This window comes from Anaeromassilibacillus sp. Marseille-P3371 (genome assembly GCF_900169665.1).
Classification (GTDB): Bacteria; Bacillota; Clostridia; order Oscillospirales; family Acutalibacteraceae; genus Anaeromassilibacillus.
In genome coordinates this window covers 1,383,551-1,404,335 of sequence record NZ_LT835157.1, presented here as the reverse complement: position 1 = coordinate 1,404,335, position 20,785 = coordinate 1,383,551, and the positions used below count along the sequence as shown (strand labels likewise).

Annotated in this window: 23 protein-coding genes; all 23 read right to left on the bottom strand. The window is 49.8% G+C overall.

Annotated elements, in window-relative coordinates:
• A complete protein-coding gene (locus B9Y59_RS05020) occupies window positions 1-1,152 on the bottom strand; it encodes a 1-deoxy-D-xylulose-5-phosphate reductoisomerase (protein ID WP_085532152.1) in 1,152 nt (383 codons plus the stop codon).
• 91 nt (window positions 1,153-1,243) lie between these two features.
• Window positions 1,244-2,062 (bottom strand): phosphatidate cytidylyltransferase, encoded by an 819-nt coding sequence (locus B9Y59_RS05015; protein ID WP_085532150.1) that lies wholly within the window; start codon window positions 2,060-2,062, stop codon window positions 1,244-1,246.
• A complete protein-coding gene (locus tag B9Y59_RS05010; RefSeq protein WP_085532148.1) occupies window positions 2,063-2,773 on the bottom strand; it encodes an isoprenyl transferase in 711 nt (236 codons plus the stop codon).
• Between the two features lie 57 nt (window positions 2,774-2,830).
• Window positions 2,831-3,385: a ribosome recycling factor gene (frr, locus tag B9Y59_RS05005; protein WP_054324082.1), complete on the bottom strand. Its 555-nt coding sequence runs from the start codon at window positions 3,383-3,385 to the stop codon at window positions 2,831-2,833.
• Window positions 3,382-4,098, bottom strand: a complete 717-nt coding sequence (gene pyrH / locus B9Y59_RS05000; RefSeq protein WP_054324083.1) for a UMP kinase — start codon at window positions 4,096-4,098, stop codon at window positions 3,382-3,384. Before pyrH ends, frr begins: the two co-directional genes overlap by 4 nt.
• Window positions 4,099-4,581: 483 nt before the next feature.
• Complete coding sequence (gene hpf, locus B9Y59_RS04995) at window positions 4,582-5,133, bottom strand: ribosome hibernation-promoting factor, HPF/YfiA family (RefSeq protein WP_054324084.1); 552 nt, start codon at window positions 5,131-5,133, stop codon at window positions 4,582-4,584.
• Between the two features lie 82 nt (window positions 5,134-5,215).
• Window positions 5,216-5,338 (bottom strand): hypothetical protein, encoded by a 123-nt coding sequence (locus B9Y59_RS16395; RefSeq protein ID WP_256366512.1) that lies wholly within the window; start codon window positions 5,336-5,338, stop codon window positions 5,216-5,218.
• Window positions 5,339-5,398: 60 nt separating this feature from the next.
• Entirely contained in the window at window positions 5,399-6,238 is an 840-nt protein-coding gene (locus B9Y59_RS04990; RefSeq protein WP_085532146.1) for a fumarate hydratase, read from the bottom strand.
• Complete coding sequence (locus B9Y59_RS04985; RefSeq protein WP_085532144.1) at window positions 6,235-7,407, bottom strand: amidohydrolase; 1,173 nt, start codon at window positions 7,405-7,407, stop codon at window positions 6,235-6,237. The genes B9Y59_RS04990 and B9Y59_RS04985 overlap by 4 nt, the downstream gene beginning before the upstream one ends.
• Before the next feature lie 130 nt (window positions 7,408-7,537).
• The gene (locus B9Y59_RS04980) at window positions 7,538-7,978 is read right to left on the bottom strand and encodes a S1 RNA-binding domain-containing protein (protein ID WP_054324087.1); all 441 of its coding nucleotides are present in this window, start codon (window positions 7,976-7,978) and stop codon (window positions 7,538-7,540) included.
• A 53-nt stretch (window positions 7,979-8,031) separates the two neighbouring features.
• On the bottom strand, window positions 8,032-8,406 hold the full coding sequence (locus tag B9Y59_RS04975) for an FtsB family cell division protein (protein WP_242967250.1): 375 nt from the start codon (window positions 8,404-8,406) through the stop codon (window positions 8,032-8,034).
• The gene (gene yabQ, locus B9Y59_RS16750) at window positions 8,288-8,842 is read right to left on the bottom strand and encodes a spore cortex biosynthesis protein YabQ (RefSeq protein WP_411655448.1); all 555 of its coding nucleotides are present in this window, start codon (window positions 8,840-8,842) and stop codon (window positions 8,288-8,290) included. Before yabQ ends, B9Y59_RS04975 begins: the two co-directional genes overlap by 119 nt.
• 37 nt (window positions 8,843-8,879) lie before the next feature.
• Complete coding sequence (gene yabP, locus B9Y59_RS04965; protein WP_085532142.1) at window positions 8,880-9,164, bottom strand: sporulation protein YabP; 285 nt, start codon at window positions 9,162-9,164, stop codon at window positions 8,880-8,882.
• 73 nt (window positions 9,165-9,237) lie between these two features.
• Window positions 9,238-9,504 carry an RNA-binding S4 domain-containing protein gene (locus B9Y59_RS04960; RefSeq protein ID WP_054324090.1) on the bottom strand — a complete coding sequence of 89 codons (267 nt, stop codon included), beginning with the start codon at window positions 9,502-9,504 and terminating at the stop codon, window positions 9,238-9,240.
• A 120-nt stretch (window positions 9,505-9,624) separates the two neighbouring features.
• Entirely contained in the window at window positions 9,625-9,900 is a 276-nt protein-coding gene (locus B9Y59_RS04955; protein WP_054324091.1) for an HU family DNA-binding protein, read from the bottom strand.
• Between the two features lie 92 nt (window positions 9,901-9,992).
• Window positions 9,993-10,799 (bottom strand): nucleoside triphosphate pyrophosphohydrolase, encoded by an 807-nt coding sequence (gene mazG / locus B9Y59_RS04950; RefSeq protein ID WP_085532140.1) that lies wholly within the window; start codon window positions 10,797-10,799, stop codon window positions 9,993-9,995.
• 81 nt (window positions 10,800-10,880) lie between these two features.
• The gene (locus tag B9Y59_RS04945) at window positions 10,881-12,629 is read right to left on the bottom strand and encodes a putative polysaccharide biosynthesis protein (protein ID WP_242967249.1); all 1,749 of its coding nucleotides are present in this window, start codon (window positions 12,627-12,629) and stop codon (window positions 10,881-10,883) included.
• Between the two features lie 176 nt (window positions 12,630-12,805).
• On the bottom strand, window positions 12,806-13,168 hold the full coding sequence (locus tag B9Y59_RS04940; RefSeq protein WP_175055209.1) for a zinc ribbon domain-containing protein: 363 nt from the start codon (window positions 13,166-13,168) through the stop codon (window positions 12,806-12,808).
• Window positions 13,169-13,282: 114 nt separating this feature from the next.
• Window positions 13,283-14,254: a uridine kinase family protein gene (locus tag B9Y59_RS04935; protein WP_085532138.1), complete on the bottom strand. Its 972-nt coding sequence runs from the start codon at window positions 14,252-14,254 to the stop codon at window positions 13,283-13,285.
• Window positions 14,211-15,770 (bottom strand): coproporphyrinogen dehydrogenase HemZ, encoded by a 1,560-nt coding sequence (hemZ, locus tag B9Y59_RS04930; protein WP_242967248.1) that lies wholly within the window; start codon window positions 15,768-15,770, stop codon window positions 14,211-14,213. Before hemZ ends, B9Y59_RS04935 begins: the two co-directional genes overlap by 44 nt.
• Before the next feature lie 4 nt (window positions 15,771-15,774).
• Window positions 15,775-16,392, bottom strand: coding sequence for an MBL fold metallo-hydrolase (locus B9Y59_RS04925; RefSeq protein ID WP_085532136.1), 618 nt, complete (start codon window positions 16,390-16,392; stop codon window positions 15,775-15,777).
• A 30-nt stretch (window positions 16,393-16,422) separates the two neighbouring features.
• Window positions 16,423-18,597, bottom strand: a complete 2,175-nt coding sequence (locus B9Y59_RS04920; protein ID WP_054324093.1) for a RelA/SpoT family protein — start codon at window positions 18,595-18,597, stop codon at window positions 16,423-16,425.
• Window positions 18,569-20,662: a single-stranded-DNA-specific exonuclease RecJ gene (recJ, locus tag B9Y59_RS04915; RefSeq protein WP_085532134.1), complete on the bottom strand. Its 2,094-nt coding sequence runs from the start codon at window positions 20,660-20,662 to the stop codon at window positions 18,569-18,571. The genes B9Y59_RS04920 and recJ overlap by 29 nt, the downstream gene beginning before the upstream one ends.
• Between the last annotated feature and the right edge of the window lie 123 nt (window positions 20,663-20,785).

Sequence of the window (20,785 nt, the reverse complement as noted above, 5' to 3'; positions counted from 1 at the left end):
TCAAACTCCCACCATATGGCGCACAAATTCACGTGCTGCCTGATCGGCGGACAATATATCTTCAACGGATGCGACCTGTGCATCCGGTTGATGCTCCATCGCCTGCATGACCAGTTCTCCAATCTGTAAAAAGGAGATCTTCCGGTTTAAAAAGAGCCGGACCGCCTCTTCATTTGCACCGTTTGCGGCTGTAGATGCCAAACCGCCGCGAAAAAGTGCCTGCTTGCAAGCCCGCAAACAGGTAAAAGTATCCTCATCTGGCTCAGAAAAGTGCAATACCCCACACTTCACCAGATCGAGTTGCTCCACCGGCGAAGGAAAACGTTGCGGCCACGTAAGAGCATACTGGATAGGAATTCGCATATCCGGTACCCCCAGTTGCGCCAACACTGAATGATCAACGTATTCAACCAGAGAATGGATGATGCTTTCCCGATGGACCACCACATCGATCTGCTCCGGCGAAACATCAAATAACCAGAACGCTTCTGTGATTTCCAAACCTTTATTCATCAATGTAGCCGAATCGACGGTTACCTTTGCCCCCATATTCCAGTTGGGATGTTTTAACGCCTGTTCCGGTGTAACAGCCTTCAACTCTTCACGGCTTTTCCCAAAGAATGGGCCACCGGATGCTGTTAAGATAATACGCCCCAACGCCTTTTTTTCCGGGCATCCCTGTAAACACTGAAAAATTGCCGAATGCTCGCTATCCACTGGCAGAATTCGGACACCAGCTTCACGCGCCGCCTGCATAACCAGGGCGCCGCCTGCGACGAGTGTCTCTTTATTGGCCAACGCCACATCCTTTTTGGCTGCAATTGCCGCCAATGTTGGACGCAACCCCACCATTCCCACCACAGAATTGCAGATAACGTCCGCGGCGGCGATGGACGCCGCCTCGCAAAGCCCTTCCATCCCCTGTACGATACGGACCGGGGTATCTGCGACTGCAAGCCGGAGCCTTTTAGCCGCATCTAAGTCAAAAACCGCAACAAGTTGCGGTTTCCATTCTCGTATCTGATTTTCAAGCATCTCCACGTTGCGATTCGCCGCAAGCGCACAGACACGCATCCCCAGACGACGCGCCACGTCGAGGGTCTGTGTGCCGATGGAACCCGTAGATCCCAATATAGATAGCATCTGTTTCATGAAAAATCCCCTTTCAGGGCGAAGGGCGGGCCGTCTGCAAATTCAGCTCCGGCCGGCCCCTCTATGAAGTATTATGAACCGTTCTCTCGTTTTATATCACGATCGGTAAAAACTGCACAAGAAAATAGATAAACGGCGCCACAAAAATCACACTGTCAAAGCGGTCCAAAATCCCGCCGTGTCCAGGAATGATTTCGCTAAAATCCTTAATGTGGCAACTGCGTTTAATCAATGAAAATGCCAAATCCCCTATAACAGAAAGCGCAGACCCCACAAGGCCAATAACCAAAAGCGACAGGTACGAAACACGAACCTCATAGGAATACAACAACGCCTGGAAGACGTAGCCGAACACCAGCATCGCAATGACATCTAATAAAACGCCACCTACCAAGCCCTCCACAGTCTTTTTCGGACTGATCTGTGGGCAAAGCTTCCGTTTACCAAAAAAGCTCCCCGCAAAAAAGGCGCCGACATCCGCAATCCAAGCAGAAAAAATTGCGATGATCACGTAGAACATTCCGTGATTTCCACCCAACGCCCGCAAACCGACCAATGTTCCCAAAGCGGTGGGAATCAACAGTGTCATACTGTAGACAACCCCAATTTCACGAAAAGTAAACAGCTGATGGTAAAAGATCAGCGCACTAAAAATCACAACGGTATAAATATAATAGGCCGCCTGCTGCCACGTGCCCTGAAGCAGTGGCAGTACGGCGGCAAAAGCGACACTGGGAATCATTAAGATGTAATTTTTGGACATGCCGAGTGCGGAAATAATCTCGACCACACCCATTACCGAAATGAGTGCAATTGCTATGTTGAGCGCCAAGGGAAAAATCTGATTAAAAATGACAATTGCCAGTAAAAAAGCAACCAATGCAGCTCCAGAAGCCACTCTCGATTTCAATTATATCCCTCCAAAGCGCCTGTTTCGTTTGACAAACTCTTCCAAGGCGTGATCCAAATCTTCTGTAGTAAAATCTGGCCACAGAATATCCATGATGACATATTCGCTGTATGCCGATTGCCAGAGCAAAAAGTTGGACGTCCGATTTTCTCCACTGGGCCGGATAATCAGATCGGGATCGGGCTGTCCAGCGGTGTAAAGATAACGCTCAATAGCAGCTTCATCGATCTCATCCGGCTGCATAGAGCCGTGTTTTACTTCTTGCGCCAACTGGCGCATGGCATGCGTCAACTCCGCACGGCCACCGTAATTCATAGCAATATTGAGCACCATGCCTGTTTTGTTTTTGCTGGATTCCTCCACCTGCTCAATCAAATCGCGCAAAACCGGAGCAAAGACAGAAACATCTCCAATAAAACGGGTACGGATGTTCTCCTCCGTAAAATCCCGAAGCGCTTCCTCCAGATATTGTCTAAAAAGGCGCATTAGGGCTTTTACTTCTTCCTGCGGCCTCTTCCAGTTCTCTGTGGAAAAAGCATATACGGTCAAATAGCGGATGCCAATCTGGCTGCAATACTTAGCAATGGTCCGGAAATTGGAGGCACCGGCCACATGGCCCGCTGAACGCGGCAAACCGCGTTTTTTTGCCCAGCGGCCGTTCCCATCCATGATAATCCCCACATGCTCTGGGAGATGCTGTCCTTTGTACATACTGGTCGTATCTTTCCTTCCGTTTATCCCAGCTCTCTATATAGATATGCAGCTGGATTAGATCTCCATGATTTCTTTTTGCTTCTTTTCAAAGATGGAGTCGATTTCCTTGCAGTATTTATCGGTAAGATCCTGCGTCTTTTTTTCGCCCTTTTTCAGATCGTCCTCACTGATCTCCGCTTTCTTTTCCATTGCTTTCAGCTTTTCAATGGCATCCCGGCGAATCGAGCGAACTGTGATCTTGGTATCCTCTGCCATTTTACTGACCTCTTTTACCAGCTCCTTACGGCGCTCTTCCGTCAGCTGCGGGAAGGTCATGCGGATTACCTTGCCATCGCTCTGCGGATTAATCCCAATATCCGAGGACTGGATCGCCTTTTCAATAGCGCGGCAAACCGAAGCATCCCATGGTTGGATCACCAGCACACGTGCTTCTGCCACCGATACAGCTGCCAGCTGATTGATCGCGGTCGGCGCGCCGTAATAATCCACTTTTACTTTATCCAACACAGCCGGGTTTGCCCTTCCTACGCGGACACCCGCATAGGTATGTTCCAAATTTGCTGCGCTTTTTTCCATGCGTTCTTCTGCGTTCTTCAATACTTCTTTCAATGTTCTTCCTCCTTTACAATTGTGCCAATTGGATCTCCGCAAATGGCTTTTGTGATATTTGCCGGTTGGTCAATGCTAAATACCAAGATCGGAATATTATTGTCCTTACACATGGTGGCAGCCGTGCTGTCCATCACTTGCAAGTTTTTATTCAATACATCCATGAAGGAAAGGGTATCATATTTCACAGCATTCGGATTCTTCTTCGGATCGCTGTCATAAACGCCATCCACCATCGTCGCCTTTAGAATGATGTCCGCATCGATCTCCGCCGCCCGCAGAGAAGCTGCTGTATCTGTAGAGAAGAACGGATTGCCCGTTCCACAACCGAACACTACGACACGCCCTTTTTCCAGATGGCGGACTGCACGGTTCCGAATATACGGCTCTGCGATTTGCTGCATGGAGATCGCGGTCTGTACCCGCACGGTCAATCCAAGCTGTTCCAATGCATCCGCTACGCCGAGCGCATTAATAGTCGTCGCCAGCATTCCCATATGATCTGCACGGGTGCGATCCATCTGTCCACTGCTGCGACCACGCCAGAAATTCCCGCCGCCAACAACAATGGCAATTTGAACGCCCATGTCGACGCACTCTTTGATCGGACGGCAAATGCGCAAAACCGTATCAAAATCAATGCCATGCGTCTCTTTCCCGGCCAGGGACTCTCCGCTCAACTTTAAAAGAACCCGCTTATATTTCGGCTGCAAATCTAACAACTCCTACTTTCGATTTTATAAATTGTATTACAACTTCTATTATTTTACAATATGCGTTCCGCATTGTAAAGCATTTCCTTTGCATTTCACGCATTATTCACAAGTCCACCACACTTCGCCCACACTGCTGAGGGATAAGAGCTATATACCTCAAAATATGCCCTTTTCTTCCAGTATTTCGTCAAACCTACCGACTGCCGGTGGAATAATAAGGCCCTATAAGGGGGCATATACCGAAAAGCGTCTCAAGATGCACGGAATCTTATTCCGCCTACATCACTTACCCACAAACCGTAAACGGGCAATCGCCGTTTTAACGGCAACCATTTATCATCGAAAGGTTGTCGTTAGCAGCTCGCTTCGCTCGGTGTTTGAAACAAAGGCTTTTTTACGGGACCCTTCAGCGGCTCTGTCGGAGACCTGAACCAATAAAAGCGGGGGCTGCAAATAGCAGCCCCCGCTATAGATGCAATTTTATTCCGCATCCGGTTCAAGCAGGCCATAATCCCCATTTTTACGGCGGTATACCACATTGATCTCTCCGCTGCTCTCATTGCGGAACATAAAGAACTGGTGGTCGAGCATGTTCATCTGCAAAATTGCCTCATCCACACTGAGCGGTTTGACAAAGAAATGCTTGGTACGCACCACACGATATTCTGGCTCTGCCTCCATCTCATCGGCGACCGGCTCTTCCACTGGAAAATCGCTGAGGTACTGATCGATGGCGCCAGAATGTACCTTCTTGGCCAGTTTGGTCTTATTCTTACGGATCTGCCTTCCCAAAGCGCTCATCACCTGGTCAAGCGCATCATTCATCTCCAAAGCGGTAGACTCCGCACGATAGATCATCCCGCGCTGCTTAATTGTTATTTCAACCGTCTGACGGTTTTTTTCGAGAGTTACCACCACGTTGGCATCAGCATCCTCATCAAAGATGCGATCGAAGCGAGACAGCTTTTTCTTCGCAAGCTCTTTAAAATTATCCCTTAAATTGACCTTTCTTCCGGTAATGGTAATCTTCATAATAACATCTCCTTCTTCAATTCGCGCCGCTGACGCCGCCCGCTTGGGCCGCCGCTGCAAGGACGCACCGAAGGTCTTCCTGTCATGGGCGTTCCGGGCGGAACAACACCGGAACAGCGCGTGCTTCAATTTTGATGCTTTGAATGGATTCGAGTACAGACACGATGTACCACCAAGGAAACACCCCAACCATTCCCTGCCACATCGTGATCTCTTCTCCTCTATAATATAACATATTATCTAAATAAAAGGAAGTATTTCATGACTAAATTGTTATTTTTTTATGACGGGTTACATGGCACCCAACATTGACTGCCACTGGTAGGCCAGCAATATGTGTCGGAAAGGATTCTATATGAACACAGAGCGCCGTGGTATCTCCTCCAAACCCCTGTGGGCCAATCCCCAATGCGTTTACCTCATCCAACATGCGCTTCTCCAACTCCGCATAAAAAGGGTCTGGATTAGGCTCCGAAACAGGCCGGCAGAGAGCCATCTTTGCTAGAATGGCACATTTTTCGAAATCACCGCCAATTCCAACGCCGAGAACCATCGGCGGACAGGGGTTACTTCCGGCAACCCGTGCAGTCTCTGCCACAAATCCAACGATGTCGTCCAGAGAAGCGGATGGCGTGAACATTTTCATACGGCTCATGTTCTCGCTCCCGAATCCCTTGGGGGCAACCATCAGGGACAATCGATCCCCTTCCACCAAGCGCGTATGCAAAATTGCAGGGGTATTGTCCCCTGTGTTGCCGCGCCGAATAGGGTCGGCCACCACGGAACAGCGCAACAGACCATCCACATACCCCTGCCGGACGCCTTCATTGACTGCATGTTCAAAATTCCCATGGATATGGACATCCTGGCCGACCTCCGCAAAGATTACGGCCATACCGGTGTCCTGGCAAACGGGAATTTGCAATTCCCGTGCAGCGTCCATGTTGTCGCAAAGATCGCAAAGAATGGCCTTTCCCAGTGGGGATGTTTCTTCTTCAGCGGCACAGTGTATACATGTCTCCAAATCTTCTGGAAGCACACGGTTTGCGTCCATACAAAGCTGCCGGACTGCTGCGGTAATCTGCTCGGCTTCTATTTCCCTCATTTTATTTCTCCTTCCGATTCCACCCGTTTTCCGCCCGCGACAACCATCTTGGGCTTTGCTGCAATCGTCAGCGGGTCCTGGTCAAAGAGCACCAGGTCCGCGTCTTTTCCGACTTCCAAAGAACCTACACGGTGATCCATTCCACAAATCTTCGCTGGATTGATCGTGATTGCACGCAGTGCTTCCTCATGGTCCATGCCTTCCCGTACGGCCAGACCCGCACAGACAGGCAAATACTGAATCGGGATCACCGGGTGGTCGGTAATAATTGCAGGCCGAAGCCCCGCCTTTGACAAAATCCCCGGTGTAGCCGGCGTCTGATTGCGCAGCTCCGGTTTGCTTCGATCACTGAGGAAGGGGCCCGAAAGTACTCGTGTCCCCTCCTCTACAAGTCCGTCCACGATCAAATGCGATTCTGTGCCATGGATCACTACATAGTCGAGCTGGAACTCCTTCGCAATACGCACCGCTGTGAAAATATCGTCGGCTCGATGAGCATGGAAATGTACCTGAATCTCTCTACGGAGGGCAGGTAATAGAGCTTCGCACTTTATATCAAATTCAGGCCTATCAAAATCCTCATCCTTTTCCGCACGTTCCAACTCTTCTTGGTAACGTTTCGCCTTATAAAGCTGTTCACGGATCAAAGCGGTAGTGGCCATCCGTGTCGAAGGCGTCTGGTTCTTTCCATGGTAAACGGTCTTGGGATTTTCCCCCAAAGCCATTTTAATCGCAAAAGGCGCCTTGACAATCATACGATCAATACAGTTCCCATAGGTCTTTATGGCAGCCATCTGTCCCCCGATCGCATTTGCGCTGCCGGGACCCGTCACCACAGTGGTAATACCCGCTCCCAACGCTTCACGAAAACAGCGGTCCACCGGGTTGATTGCATCGATTGCGCGAAGCTGAGGGGTAACTGGATCGGTTTCTTCATTTCCGTCATCCCCTTCAAAGGTGAGTCCATCTTCCCACATACCCAGATGGGTATGTGCATCGACAAAACCAGGATACAGTGCTGCCCCCTGGGCATCGATGACTTCTTCGTTTGGCTTTGCATCCGCTGGCATCGGCCCCAGTTCCGCAATGACGGTTCCCTCTGTGCGTAGGTATCCATTTTCTATATAAGTCCCCGCCATCGTGTACAAACGGGCATTGACAATCAGCATGGTTCACATTCCTCCTAATCATCTGAATAGACAACCCTATCATCTCTATAGCTTCTCCAGATTATCCACAATCATTTTTCTGTTACCCTACAAAAAAGCGGAGTGCATGCACTCCGCTCACTTTCTGCCTTTATTTCGATTGACCAGACCCGCCATGTCTGGAAAAGCCGCCGCGCTTTGCCTCCATGGTGCGCTTCAAGTCGGACATTTTTTCGTCACTCGCCTGCTTAAAACGGGACATCATATCCTCAAAGCTGGTCGGTTCGCTCTTCCGACTCTGCCACTCATAATTTCCAGGACGGCCAGGACGTTGCGCAGGAGCGCTCTTCGGCGGGGGCGGAACAGCCCTCTTCATGGAAAGGCTTACCTTTCCCTCCTCGCTGATACTGAGGATCTTCACCTTGACCATTTGATTCTCGGTGACATAATCGCGGATTTCCTTGACAAAAGTGGGCGCGATTTCCGAAATATGGACCATGCCGGTTTTTCCTCCCGGCAGCTCCACAAACGCACCAAACTTTGTAATCCCTGTGACTTTCCCTTCCAGAACTGCTCCTACCTCAAGCTGCATATGTAAGTGTTTTCCTCCTTAAAAAGAGCCTTTCGCGCTAAACCAACCGGGGTTCAGTCTCCGGCAATATTCACAAACACACGCTCACCCGGCTTGGCATAATCCAAATCTTCACGGGCAACCCGCTCGATGTATTCCTTGGTCTCTTCTTCATCGGCGTTGAGCGCATGTTTCATGTCCTCGTTTTTGATCTTCTGAATTTCTACCTGCTCCTGCAGATCGGCCAACTGCTGGCTCTTTTCACTGATCTGCACCTGCTGGTTGACCAACGCAAAGACAATATATGCGGCAAAGGCAAAAATAGCTAATTTAAGAAGTAAGCTTCCCCGCTGCTTTTTTCGTTTGATGACCTTCATGTTTTCGGTTCCGCCCTCCTTTTCTGCCTTTGGAACGTATTTTTTGCTTTCCATTGGATTTGTTAGGATCATTATACACTATCTTCCTGCGGGGTTTCAAGCGCTTTTTACGCTTTGCATGGGATTTTTTTACTTTTTGCGCAATCCGCTGAAAAATTTTTCGTACCCATCGAACAATCGCGTGAATCATACATTTTAATGGACGGAATAGACAAAAATCTAGAAGCTTCCGAAGCAGACGGAAAACGCGGCTACTGATGAGCCCAAATGTCATAAAATAGACGCAAAAACCGATTCCCTCCCCGGCGAGCAGGTAAAAACGCACCTCTCCGTAGGAAGCAGCGAGCGACAACAAAAAGGTCACAAGGCCTGCAACCGTCATAAATGCTAAGTCCATCCAAAACACATGGGACGGCGTACTCCGAATCATGGTACGCGCTATTTTCAAGACATCATAGATTGCCCCCAGGGCAAAACCGACACCGACCGCAAGGACAAACCCCTGCATCTGTACCGCAAGTGAGATTTCCACAAGGATTCACTCCCTATTTGAACAGCTTGGCAAAAATTCCGCCTCCCGTCGCCTGCGGTTCCGCATAGGATAGGGAGGAAATCTCGCCGTCCAACGTGAGTTCTCCTGTTTCGACGTTCAATTTATTGATGTGTAGATTTTTTCCTTTGACTACCAGTTCTCCTAGATCTGTATAAGCAACAATGGTTTGCTCATCAAAGCTATCCACATTGGATACCCCTGTTGCCGTGAACGCTTTTCGATTTTCCAAGATCACACTGTGGGGTACCTTGCCTACAATCTTCTTTTCCTCTGTCATGCCCGATCCCTCCCATTCCATTTCTCTGGTCTATTTCTATGCGGGGAAAAACGGGCATATGCGGAGCAAAGTGTCAAGCGCGCGGAGCCGCCGGTTCTTCTGAAAGAACGCGATACATCTCCCCAGCCTCTTCCTTGCGGGCATATTCGTTGACGGAGACCACCTCCGCCTTGATGTTGCGTGATCCCAATTGAAGTTCCAACACATCCCCCTGCTTTACATCGTAAGAGGCGCGGGCTACCTTGCCATTGACCAGTACACGTCCGGCATCACAAGCTTCATTTGCCACTGTACGGCGCTTGATAATGCGCGAAACCTTTAAATACTTATCCAATCTCATTTTTTGCAAACTCCTTTTGAAAGGCACCAAACGTACCAAATTTGAAAAGAAAAAGGGCGCAACGCTCCAGGACAACCGTCCTGAGCCTTGCAGCCCCTGATACCTGAATACAAAACGGAATTATTTGATCATAGCATCCTTAAATGCCTTGCCAGCCTTGAAAGCCGGAACCTTGGATGCCGGGATGGTGATCGGGGAATTTGTCCGCGGATCACGGCCTTGACGTTCGCTGCGCGCACGCACCTCAAATGTGCCAAAGCCGACAATCTGCACTTTCTCCTCGCAGGCAACCGCTTCGATAATCGTATCAAGAACCGCGTTTACGGCGCTGTCCGCATCTTTCTTAGACATACCGGTTTTTTCCGCAACAGCGGTAATCAATTCTGTCTTGTTCATGAGATGTACCTCCGTGTTTTTTATTATTCATCAGCCTTTTCCTCAACCATAGTATGATTGAAAAGCCGAGAATTATTTCAGTATTTCGCGTTTCAGTCTTGCGAATTCTTTGTTTCCTTGGCCTCGTTCCAAAGCTTGTCCAGTTCTTCAATGCCCGCGGATTTCATATCCAATCCGCGCGCGCCTGCCAACTCTTCCACCTTTTGGAAACGGCAAATGAACTTTTCACATGCTTCACCCAAGGATTGCTCCGCGCTTACATGCAAAAATCGAGCAACATTGACTACAGAAAAAAGCAGATCGCCCAACTCTTCTGCACAGGCTTCTACCCCTTCAGCGCGAATCGCTTCACGCAACTCAACTGTCTCTTCCTCCACTTTTGCTAAGGCGCCGGAGACATCCGGCCAATCGAACCCAACCTTTGCAGCTTTCTGCTGCACCTTTTGACTGCGCATCAAAGCGGGAAGCGCCTTACTGACACTCTGTAGCACCTCGGTCTGCGTCTTTTGGTCCTTGGTTTTTTTCTTGATGGCATCCCAATTGGTCAACACATCCTCTGTGCCGTCCACTGTAACGGAGCCAAACACATGCGGGTGGCGTTCCACCATCTTCTTGGCTTCCCCATCCACCACATCTGAAAAATCAAACCGTCCCTCTTCCTGCTCAATTTCCGAGTGGAAGAGCACCTGCAACAAAACGTCGCCGAGTTCCTCTTGAAGCAAAATCGGGTCCTCTGTGTCGATGGCTTCAATCGCCTCATAGGTCTCTTCAATGAAACAGTTTCGGATACTTTGGTGCGTCTGTTCACGGTCCCAAGGGCAACCGCCAGGGGCACGCAAAATCTTCATAATCTGCAGCAAGTCATCCATGCTATACTTATCTTTTTTCTTAAATTCCAAGTATCTTGCACCTCCGCTTCCAAAACCGGGCTTCCTGCCGGCCAAATTCCCGCGGCTGGGTAAAAACGGGCAGTTCCTATATTACCTTATCCAACCATGTTTTTCAAGTATTTTGGCAATTTTTTGTCCCTTGGGTAACATAAGAATATCGCTTTTTTTCAACGCCCGCATCCAAAGCATGCACACGCCATAAACGGCAACTGCCACAAAAAGTGCAAAGATCGTTGCAATGCTAACACTCACCACCATTGCGGCAAATTTCTGCACCAGATAAGCCGACAGAACGCAAACGCCCCCTGCTAGGAACGGCTTTACGAACAAGCCCACCCAGTTTAACTTGACCTTGGTTTCCCGGCACAACAAAACGAGTCCAAATACGGTGAGGAACAGATAACAAACCAGCGTTCCAATCCCTGCGCCCATGACGTTGATTTCCGGTATCCCAACCAAAAAATAGTTCAATACCACCTTGATGATAAGTCCCACCGAAAGAAGCTTAATTGGCAGATCAACACGTCCCACCGCCTGCAACATACTGTTGATGGGCGTATCTGTAGCAGCAAAAATTGCACCAAGCCCCAAAAGGATCAAAATTTTCCCGGTGATCTCGTTATAACCCAGCAGTTGCGTGATCGGGCCGGAAAGAACGGAAAGGCCCAAACCGGCCGGAATGGTAATCATTGCGACAACACGCAGGACGGTTTCGATGCTATTTTTGATTTTTTTGGGATCGCCTGTTGTCCAAGCCGTCGTGACATTTGGCAAAGCTGATACACCGAACGCCTGAGTAATCGCCGGCACCAACATAAACAATGTTGTCGCATTGCCATAACAGCCAAACAGGAATGTTGGAACGCGGTCCGTCTGGATGACAACCTCACTCAATAGGCCACTGTATTCCTGCAGCAGCACCTCCGGTTGTATGGACATAATATCCCGCAGGCGGCGCTGTACAAAGGTGGTATCCACCAAGCTGGAGAGATTGACCGCCAAAGCGCCCAATGCCACCGGAATCGCGGTACGCACCAAACGCTGAATGGTCTGCTTCATCGGATAGGGGCGTGGAGATGCGACCAACATCTCCCGTGTAATCCCATCCCCATTCCGCTTGTGATAAAGCCATAGAAATGCAAATCCAAAAACAGAACCAACTGTAACGCCAAAGATTGCACCCGCAGCAGCATACGGCAGGGTTGCAGCCTTGGCATATTCGGCCGATTCGACCGGGATTCCGTAAACTGTTCCCGAAGCGGCATATTCGTTTAAGCCATTTTGAATGATGAGATAAGCACCCGCCAACCCCATGATTAGTTTAAACAGCGCCTCCACCACTTCTGAGAAAGCGGTGGGATACATATTGCGCAAACCTTCATAATAACCGCGATAGATGGCCATCATGCTGCTGAACAGAATCGCAGGGGACAGTAAATAAATCGCAGGCAATGCATTCATATCTCCGCTATCCGTAGCATAGGAGACATATGGCCTTGCTCCAAAGAACATCAAGCAAAACGCTAAAAAGCCCAAAGTCAGAAAAATCGGGATTGACACCTTGTGAATCTGTCGAATGTCCCGAAACCGGCCCCGTGCATAATTTTCCGATACCAAACGGGCAATCGCAATGGGGAATCCCGCGGTTGCCAGACTAAAAATCGGATTATACAGGTTGTACGCCGTTGAAAAATACCCCATACCAACCGGCGTAATAATCAGGTTTAAGGGGATTTTGAACAGCGCACCGATCACCTTCACAATTGCGATGGCAATCAGCAGAATCAAAGCACCGTGCAGAAAGCTTTGTTTGGTGGAGCGTCCCATTCGTTTTTCCATAGATAAACCCTACCATCCCATCCATCTTTTTTGCGGCTACACAGCCGCTTTCCCAAAGCATCATCCAATATTATATATATACGGCATCCCTGTGAAGATTAGACCACCAACCCAACCGGACAAGCCCAGGAACACAAAAAGAGGGGCGAACCCCTCTTTTTCAAAAATTCCCATTCTTATACGTCGAGCTTGCTGCCGCACATATTGCAATAGCAGGCTTCTGCGGGATTTTCAGCTCCACATTTTTTACAGATAACTCTGGAGCGTAGGGCAGAAATCTGATCGTTGACTGCATCCAGCTGTTCGTACAGCTCATCAATCGCCGTTATACACTCATTAACCAAATCAGCAGAATCGTTCTCTGTCTTTTTAGAGTCATATATCACCCTGCCCAGGGCTTCAAAGCGCTTGGAGATCTCATTGTTCAGATCCGCCGCGTTTAACCGCAACTTTGAGATATCCACCATCTGGCCCGCCTTTTTGCCGACGGCATTGACTGCTTCTTTCGCATTCACGACGACATCTTCCAGAAGTCCCATTGTCACACGCTCCCTTTTTTGTTTTATTTGCTCAATTATAACACCATTTAAATCCGGAAATCAAGGGGATTGCACGGGATTCTCCATTCCATCCCAAACTATTTTCATCCTGGGTTATTCCCCGTAGATACCTCCCCCAATGAACTCCCGCAACAAGGAGGTCTCCGGAACCAGCGCCCGCGAGATCGGCGTAAACCGGCGCAAACATTCCGCCAGCTGATTGGCCAACTCGCCGTATGAAGCCGACGGCTCCACGCTCTCTAAAAGTGGAAGTGCTTGTGCACGCATGACACACGGTTCATAACAGTGCATTGAATTGATCGTAATATCCGCCTCTCCCCGGTAGGGTTTAATATACTTCCGTTCTCCATCCATTACTGTGCTCCACATGTCCAGCGTACGTCCCGGAGGATTATTTCGGAACAAATAGTCGCGCACCAAACGGCGTACCAAACGGACTCCGTTGGGTGACAACAAGATCTTTCCTTGTGCCTCCAATCCCTGCTTCACACTGATATAAATTTTTAAAACCCCGTCCTCCGGCAAATGCCTGCTAATGGCTGGATTCAGCGCATGGATTCCCTCTACAACCACAATTTCCCGTTCTCCCAAGCGAATGCGCTTCGTATATGGGTGAGGAATATGGTGTTCAAAATCAAAAACCGGCATTTCGCATGTGTTGGTTTCCATCAAATTCAACAGGCAGCGCTCCAATAAAGGAACATTTAATGCTTCGACTGATTCATAATCATGCCGGCCATTTTCCAAAAGCGGTGCATCGGATTCGCCCTTGTAAAAATTGTCCAGCGAGATCACCTGGGAATCAATACCACACTCCCGCAAAGCATCCAGCAAAATGTGCGCCGTGGTCGTTTTACCGCTGCTGGATGGACCCGCCAACATAATGACCTTGCAAAGCTCTGGAGAGGAGGCAATCTGCTCTGCTATGTCGCGTATATCGCGATGAAAAGCCGCTTCTGTCCGGGCAATAAAAGCAGGAGCACAGTGTTCTGCTTCATAATTAATGCGTTCGAGGTCGTTCTCATACAGAGGATAAACCCTGTTTTGCCCGCCGATATTCTTCATAAATGGTTCTCACCTGTTCTTTTCTTGTAAGCATTTCCCCGTGGCGGCTGATGTATTCATACGGGTACTTGAAATTAAAAATACGTTTCAGCTGGTCGGAATATGGGTCCCGGACCTTTGTCACGGCCCCCGCTCCACATGCCAAAATGGTATGTGTCTCATCCATAATATAAACATTGTAGATGCTCTCTTTTCCCGTCTTCGCCCACCCGGTATTCTCCAGATTTCCAACCATGCGGCTCTGCCGGTATAAATAGTATGGAGCATACCCATGGTGGAGAAGCTGTGCATCGCCCCAATCCAGCATATCTCCAGTCAGAGCGGCATCTCGGCTGAAGGGTTCACTGTCGTCCTGAAAAATACGTGCGGAACGCTTGAGCGAAAGAGTATGCACCGTGATACTCTCAGGATGGAGGTCCAACACCTGTCGAAGCGTCCTCTGGAAACTTTCCAAGGTGTCTTCCGGGAGGCCCACAATCAAATCCATATTGATGTCATCATACCCACATGTACGCGCCAACGAGAACGCCTCTAAAGTCTGTGCAGAAGTATGACGGCGGCCAATTGTCTCCAAAACATGATCGTTGAGGGTTTGTGGATTGATGCTAATTCTCGTAACCCCGCGTGGGCGCATCGCCTTTAGCTTATCCATCGTGATGGTATCGGGCCGTCCGGCTTCCACCGTGAATTCCCGGCAAGTGCTCATATCAAACGCACAGGTGATGGTATCGATCAAACGCGCCAACTGTTCAGCCGAAAGCGTTGTCGGCGTCCCTCCGCCGATATATACCGATTCCAGCCGCAATCCCAGTTCTTTTACGACCTCCGCCGTACGTACCACTTCAACGCATAGCAACTCCAGATACTGCGGAATGAGCTTTGCTGTACGTTCCACGGTCGAAGATACAAAGGAGCAATACGAACAACGTGTGGGACAAAACGGGATGGAAACGTATAAGCTGAAAGACTCCGGACGAGAAAGCGATAAAATTTTTTGCTCGTTTCCCATGGTGATCCGGCTCAATTCCGTCTTTTCCGCGCTGACCAGCCAATCCCCCTGAAAGCTGCACAGCGCTGCTTCCAGACCCATACGATCCACCAAATTGCGCAGGAGCTTAATGGGGCGCACCCCCGTTAGGATACCCCACTTTGGCGTATAAGCACATGCCTGTGTGAGAAGTCCAAAAAGCAGCACCCCCATGCGCCGCTCCAACTCCTTGATGTCCGCTGGAAAAGAAAGCGCGGTGCGCTGTTCGGCTGCCCGTTCTCTTCCGCCATAAAATAAACGGGCCTGCAACCGGACGCCGCCGGATTCCGTTTGCATTCCCGTGTAAGCGCCCAAAGCGCCATAATCCAACATATGCGTCCCTTCTGAATCCGTTCCGCAGGAGATCGTCTCGATTCGGTGATAGGGAAAAAAGATACGGCACAAGTTTTCCATCTCGTAATGAAAGGGATGCTCTGCAATAAAAAGCCGCATCACGGGGGCTGTTTGATATAGCGTCTTCTCCGCCATCGGTTCAGCCCTCTACAAACGGATTATTCTTCCGTTCAAAGCCCAGTGTCGTCTCCCATTCGTGTCCGGGATAGACGTGATAGTCCCCTTCCAGAGCGCACAAACGCTTTAAAGAAGCCAACAACTGTGGATAACTGCCTGTTGGAAAATCGGTTCGGCCCGCGCTCATTTTAAACAAGGTATCCCCGCTGAAAATAGCACCTTCCACCACATAGCAGCAACTTCCAATGGTATGCCCCGGTGTATGCAGCACATGGATGTACAGATTCCCCAACGGGATGACATCGCCGTCAGAAACTGTCACATCCGCTTTTAAGGGAGGCAACGGGCGTCCCGTCAAATCCACAGACAAATTTAGAGCGCTATCCGACAAGAAGAGCTCGTCTTCCGCGTCAATATACAGCTTCGCGCCAGTCTGTTTTTGAATTTCTGCCACGCCTGCAATATGGTCCCAATGGCCGTGCGTCAGCAAAATAGCTTGGACATCCGCCCCTTCCACCGCCTTCAGCAGGCTCTCATTGACAAATCCAGGATCGATCACAGCGGTCGCTCCAGTGGATTCATCGGTCAACATATAACAATTGGTGGGCATGGGCCCTCCGGTAAATCTGGTTACTTTCATTGAACTACTCCATTTCTATACTCATAACAATTACGCCCGCCGTACAGAGGCAATCCCAGAAATATTCATCAAACGGCTGATAATGGTCTGTAAATGATCTCTTCCATTGATCGTGATCGTAACGGAAATGACTGCGCTGCCGTCCTTCGTCTCCCGAGAGTTGAGCGAATGGATGAACAGATGCATATTGAAAAGCTGTTGTGTAACATCGGCCAGCAATCCAGGCCGGTCCGTTGCCACAATCTCCAAGGTGGATTTAAAGACCTCTTTGACCACGCCTTCCCAGTGCGCCTGAATCCAACGCTCCGGTTCCGGCGCCTCGCTGATGACCTTGGGTACGTTCGAACAACTCCTTTTGTGGATGGAGACGCCGAACCCGCGGGTGATAAACCCGATGATCTCGTCCCCTGGCAAGGGATTACAACAACGGGAAAACTTAATCAGGCACCCTTCCATTCCGTCCACGGTCACGCCGCCGACTGGTTTTTTGTTTACTTTTGGCTGCTGTTTGGGAACCTCTGGCTGTACTGGCGGTTTGTGGGATTTGATGTATTCCTCCTTCAGCTTTGGCATAACCTTCCAAAGCTGAATTCCGCCGTAACCGATGGCCGCATACACATCCTCTTCCGTCGTACAATTCTGGCGGCGGCCGATATTTTCCAAACAACCTTTGAGCTCTTCATCCGTCAATTCAATTCCATTTCTCCGGAACTCGCGCTCCAATTCAGTCCGGCCTTCCACAATGTTCTCTTCCCGGCGTTCTTTCTTGAACCACTGGCGGATTTTATTGCGCGCCTCGCTGGTCTTGACAATCTTTAACCAGTCTCTGCTGGGTCCGTGGCTTCCCTCTTTTGCGGTAAGAATCTCAATGATCTCACCATTTTTTACTTTATAATCGATCGGTACAATGCGTTTGTCCACTTTGGCACCCACCATACGGTTTCCAACTGCACTGTGAATGGCATAAGCAAAATCGATCACAGTGGAACCACTCGGCAAGCTGATTACGTCGCCCTTGGGGGTAAACACAAACACCTCTTCCGGCGCAAGATCCGATTTAATGGTCCGCACAAGATCGGTGGCATCCCCACTATCCTTTTGGTTTTCCAGCATCTGCCGAATCCACGCGAGGCGATCGTCCAGCTTGTCCCCTTTGGTGACACCGAGCTTATATTTCCAGTGTGCAGCGATGCCGTATTCTGCAGTATGGTGCATTTCCCAAGTTCGGATCTGCACCTCGAACGCCACGCCTTCTTTGCTGAGAACCGTCGTGTGGAGGGATTGATAACCATTGGGTTTCGGGGTGGAGATATAATCTTTAAAACGGTTTGGAATGGGCCGGAACATGTCATGAATAACGCCCAACACGTTATAACAGTCATTGATGGTATCGACGATCACGCGTACCGCATAAATGTCATAGATTTCATCCATGCTTTTCCCTTGAATGAACATCTTTCGATAAATACCATTGATGCTTTTGACACGGCCCTCTAAATATACATTGGGAATCTCCGGGGATACACGATCATAGATGCGCTGCTTGGTCACCTCAATGAATGCCTTTCGCTCGCCGCTGCGCATCGCCAGCCCGCTTTCAATCTCCTGATACGCAATGGGGTCCAGATAGCGCAGGGAAATGTCCTCCAACTCCTCTTTCACCATCCGGATACCAAGGCGGTGCGCGATGGGGGCATACACCTCCATGTTCTCCAATGCCTTGTCGCGCTGCTTCTGCGGAGCCATGAATTCGATGGTCCGCATATTGTGCAGGCGGTCCGCCAATTTGATGATAATCACGCGGATGTCGTCCGCCATTGCAATCAACATCTTCCGCAGGTTTTCCGCTTGCTGCTCTTCCCGAGAAGAGTAGGGAATTCGGCCAAGTTTGGTAACACCGTTGGTCAAATTTGCAATTTCATCCCCGAACATTTTCCGCACTTGCTCAAGGTCCACCGGCGTATCCTCCACCACATCATGGAGTAAACCTGCCGCCACAGACTCAGAATCCATGCCCAACTCCACCAGGATGCAGGCCACTGCCACCGGATGGGAAATGTATGGCGCGCCGGACAGACGCTTCTGGTCGCCGTGCATCTGATAAGCCAACTGATAAGCCTTATCAATCAGGGCAAAATCGTATTCTCGCTCGCTATCGTGGATCAGTTTTAAAAGATCATTGTAGGTTTTGAGTTTCTCCGCCATATGGTTCCCCCTCCTTCTGTAAAGCCCGCAGATCTGCCAAAATCTTTGAATCAAATAAATTGACCTTTTGCTGCACCGGTTCTAAGGTCAATTTGCACACCCCTGCGGACCGCTGCTGCAAGGTCAAACCGTGTTCCGACAGGACATCCAACATCGTCAGCAGCTTTCCCATATTTCCGCCGGGCAAAGCACATGTTCGATAGAGAAGTACCTCTTCTGGACCGTCAAACCCATTTTTTGCACGCAAGAACCGGTATACAGAGGCAAATTCTTCCCGGTTTGGGGTCAGGCTGTCCACTTCGCGTGCAGTCAGGTTTTCTTTTCTTCTACCCTTCTCATAAATTTGAAGCCCTTGCAGTACCTCTGCGCCGTCCAATCCAGCGGGTTTACAGTCTTTCACGATGATGGATAGTGTTTCTTTTCCATTGAAAGGCTTTGCGTCTAAGGTCACAGCCAAATCGAGAAAATCCCCCACCGCATAGGGAAACGCCTCTAAGGACACTCCGAACCGCATACAACGCAGTGCGTAGTTGTCCTTCACCACCGTCAGGCGAAGATGCCTGCCTCCGCCGACCGGCGTGATGTCCTGAAGGCGGACGCCAAAAAGCCCAAACAGAGGCGCCGGATTGGCCGTCCCGAATGGTTCCAGCAGGCGAATGCTGCGCGGCACCTCTATCGTAAGCTGTTCCGGATGCAGCACGCAGTCAATCGTAAGCGTCGGCACAGGCATATGCGGCGCATGAACCGCCGCATAACGATTGATTCTCTCTCGAAACTGCGCAATTGCAGCAGTCCGGATGCTTAACCCTGCCGCCATGGGATGGCCGCCGAATTTAACCAGTAGATCCGAACAGGAACAAACAGCCTCAAATAAAGAAAACCCTTCGATGCTCCTGCCCGACCCCTTGGCCTCCTCCCCGTCAATAGAAATCAAGATGCTTGGCTTTCCAAAACGCTCTGTGATACGGGCTGCAACAATTCCAATAACCCCGGGATGCCACCCTTCTCCTGCTAATACCAACACGCGATCGAGCAAAGGCCTGGGATCTCGCTCCAAATCTTCCAAGACCCTTTCAAAGATGTCGCTCTCAATTTGCCTTCGGTATTCATTACAATCGCAAACATCGGCAGCCAAATTAGCTGCCTCCTCCGGGTCCTCCGCGAGCAACAAGCGAACGGCTCGATCCGGGGAACCAATCCGGCCCGTTGCATTAATGCGCGGAACCACACCAAATGCCACATTTGTCGCTGTAAGCATTCGGTTATCCAGGCTAGCGTTTTCCAACAAAGAACGCAGGCCTAAACGATCGGATCGGGAGAGATGGGGCAACCCGGCGCGCACCAGCGTGCGATTTTCTCCCAATAACGGAACCACATCTCCAATGGTTCCAATCGCTACTAAGTCCGCATAGTTTTCTAACAGGCTGGTCAGATCATAATCCGGACCTTCCAGCGCCATAATCAACTTAAATGCTACGCCGACTCCGGCAAAATCTTTAAAAGTGCTTGGGCAATCCAAACGATGCGGATCAACTACTGCACAGGCAGCGGGAAGCACTTCTCTCGGCCTGTGGTGATCGGTTACGACCACATCCATTCCCAGCTGCGACGCATAGGCCACTTCTTCAACGGACGAAATCCCGTTGTCCACTGTAATGATCAACTGCGTCCCCTGTGCATGCAGTTGATCGATGGCCTGCAAATTCAGTCCATATCCTTCCCGCTCTCGATCTGGAATATAGTATGTCACATCCGCTCCATTGGATTCCAGATAAGAATAAAGCATTGCCGTAGAAGTAACACCGTCTGCGTCATAATCCCCGTAGACCGTAATTCTCTCAAAATGATTGATCGCATGCCAAATGCGTTCCACTGCGCGGTCCATATCTACCATTTGTAGAGGATCGGAGAGAGAAATTGCAGAGCCAAACATCGCATCAATCCGGCCGGCTTCGGTCAGTCCGCGTGTCTGCATCAACGCCCCCATGACAAAGGGTACCTGGTACTGCTGGGCAAGACGCTCCGCGATATTCCGGTCACATGGCAATACGTCCCACTTTTTCATGTTCCTGTCCACCTCGAAATCCCTAAACCTTTATTACAAAGCCGCAATCATATACTCTTGGAATAGGTATTTAACGCTTGTATGTCTGCAATGGTAAATTATATTTTCATAGAGTTTAATTGT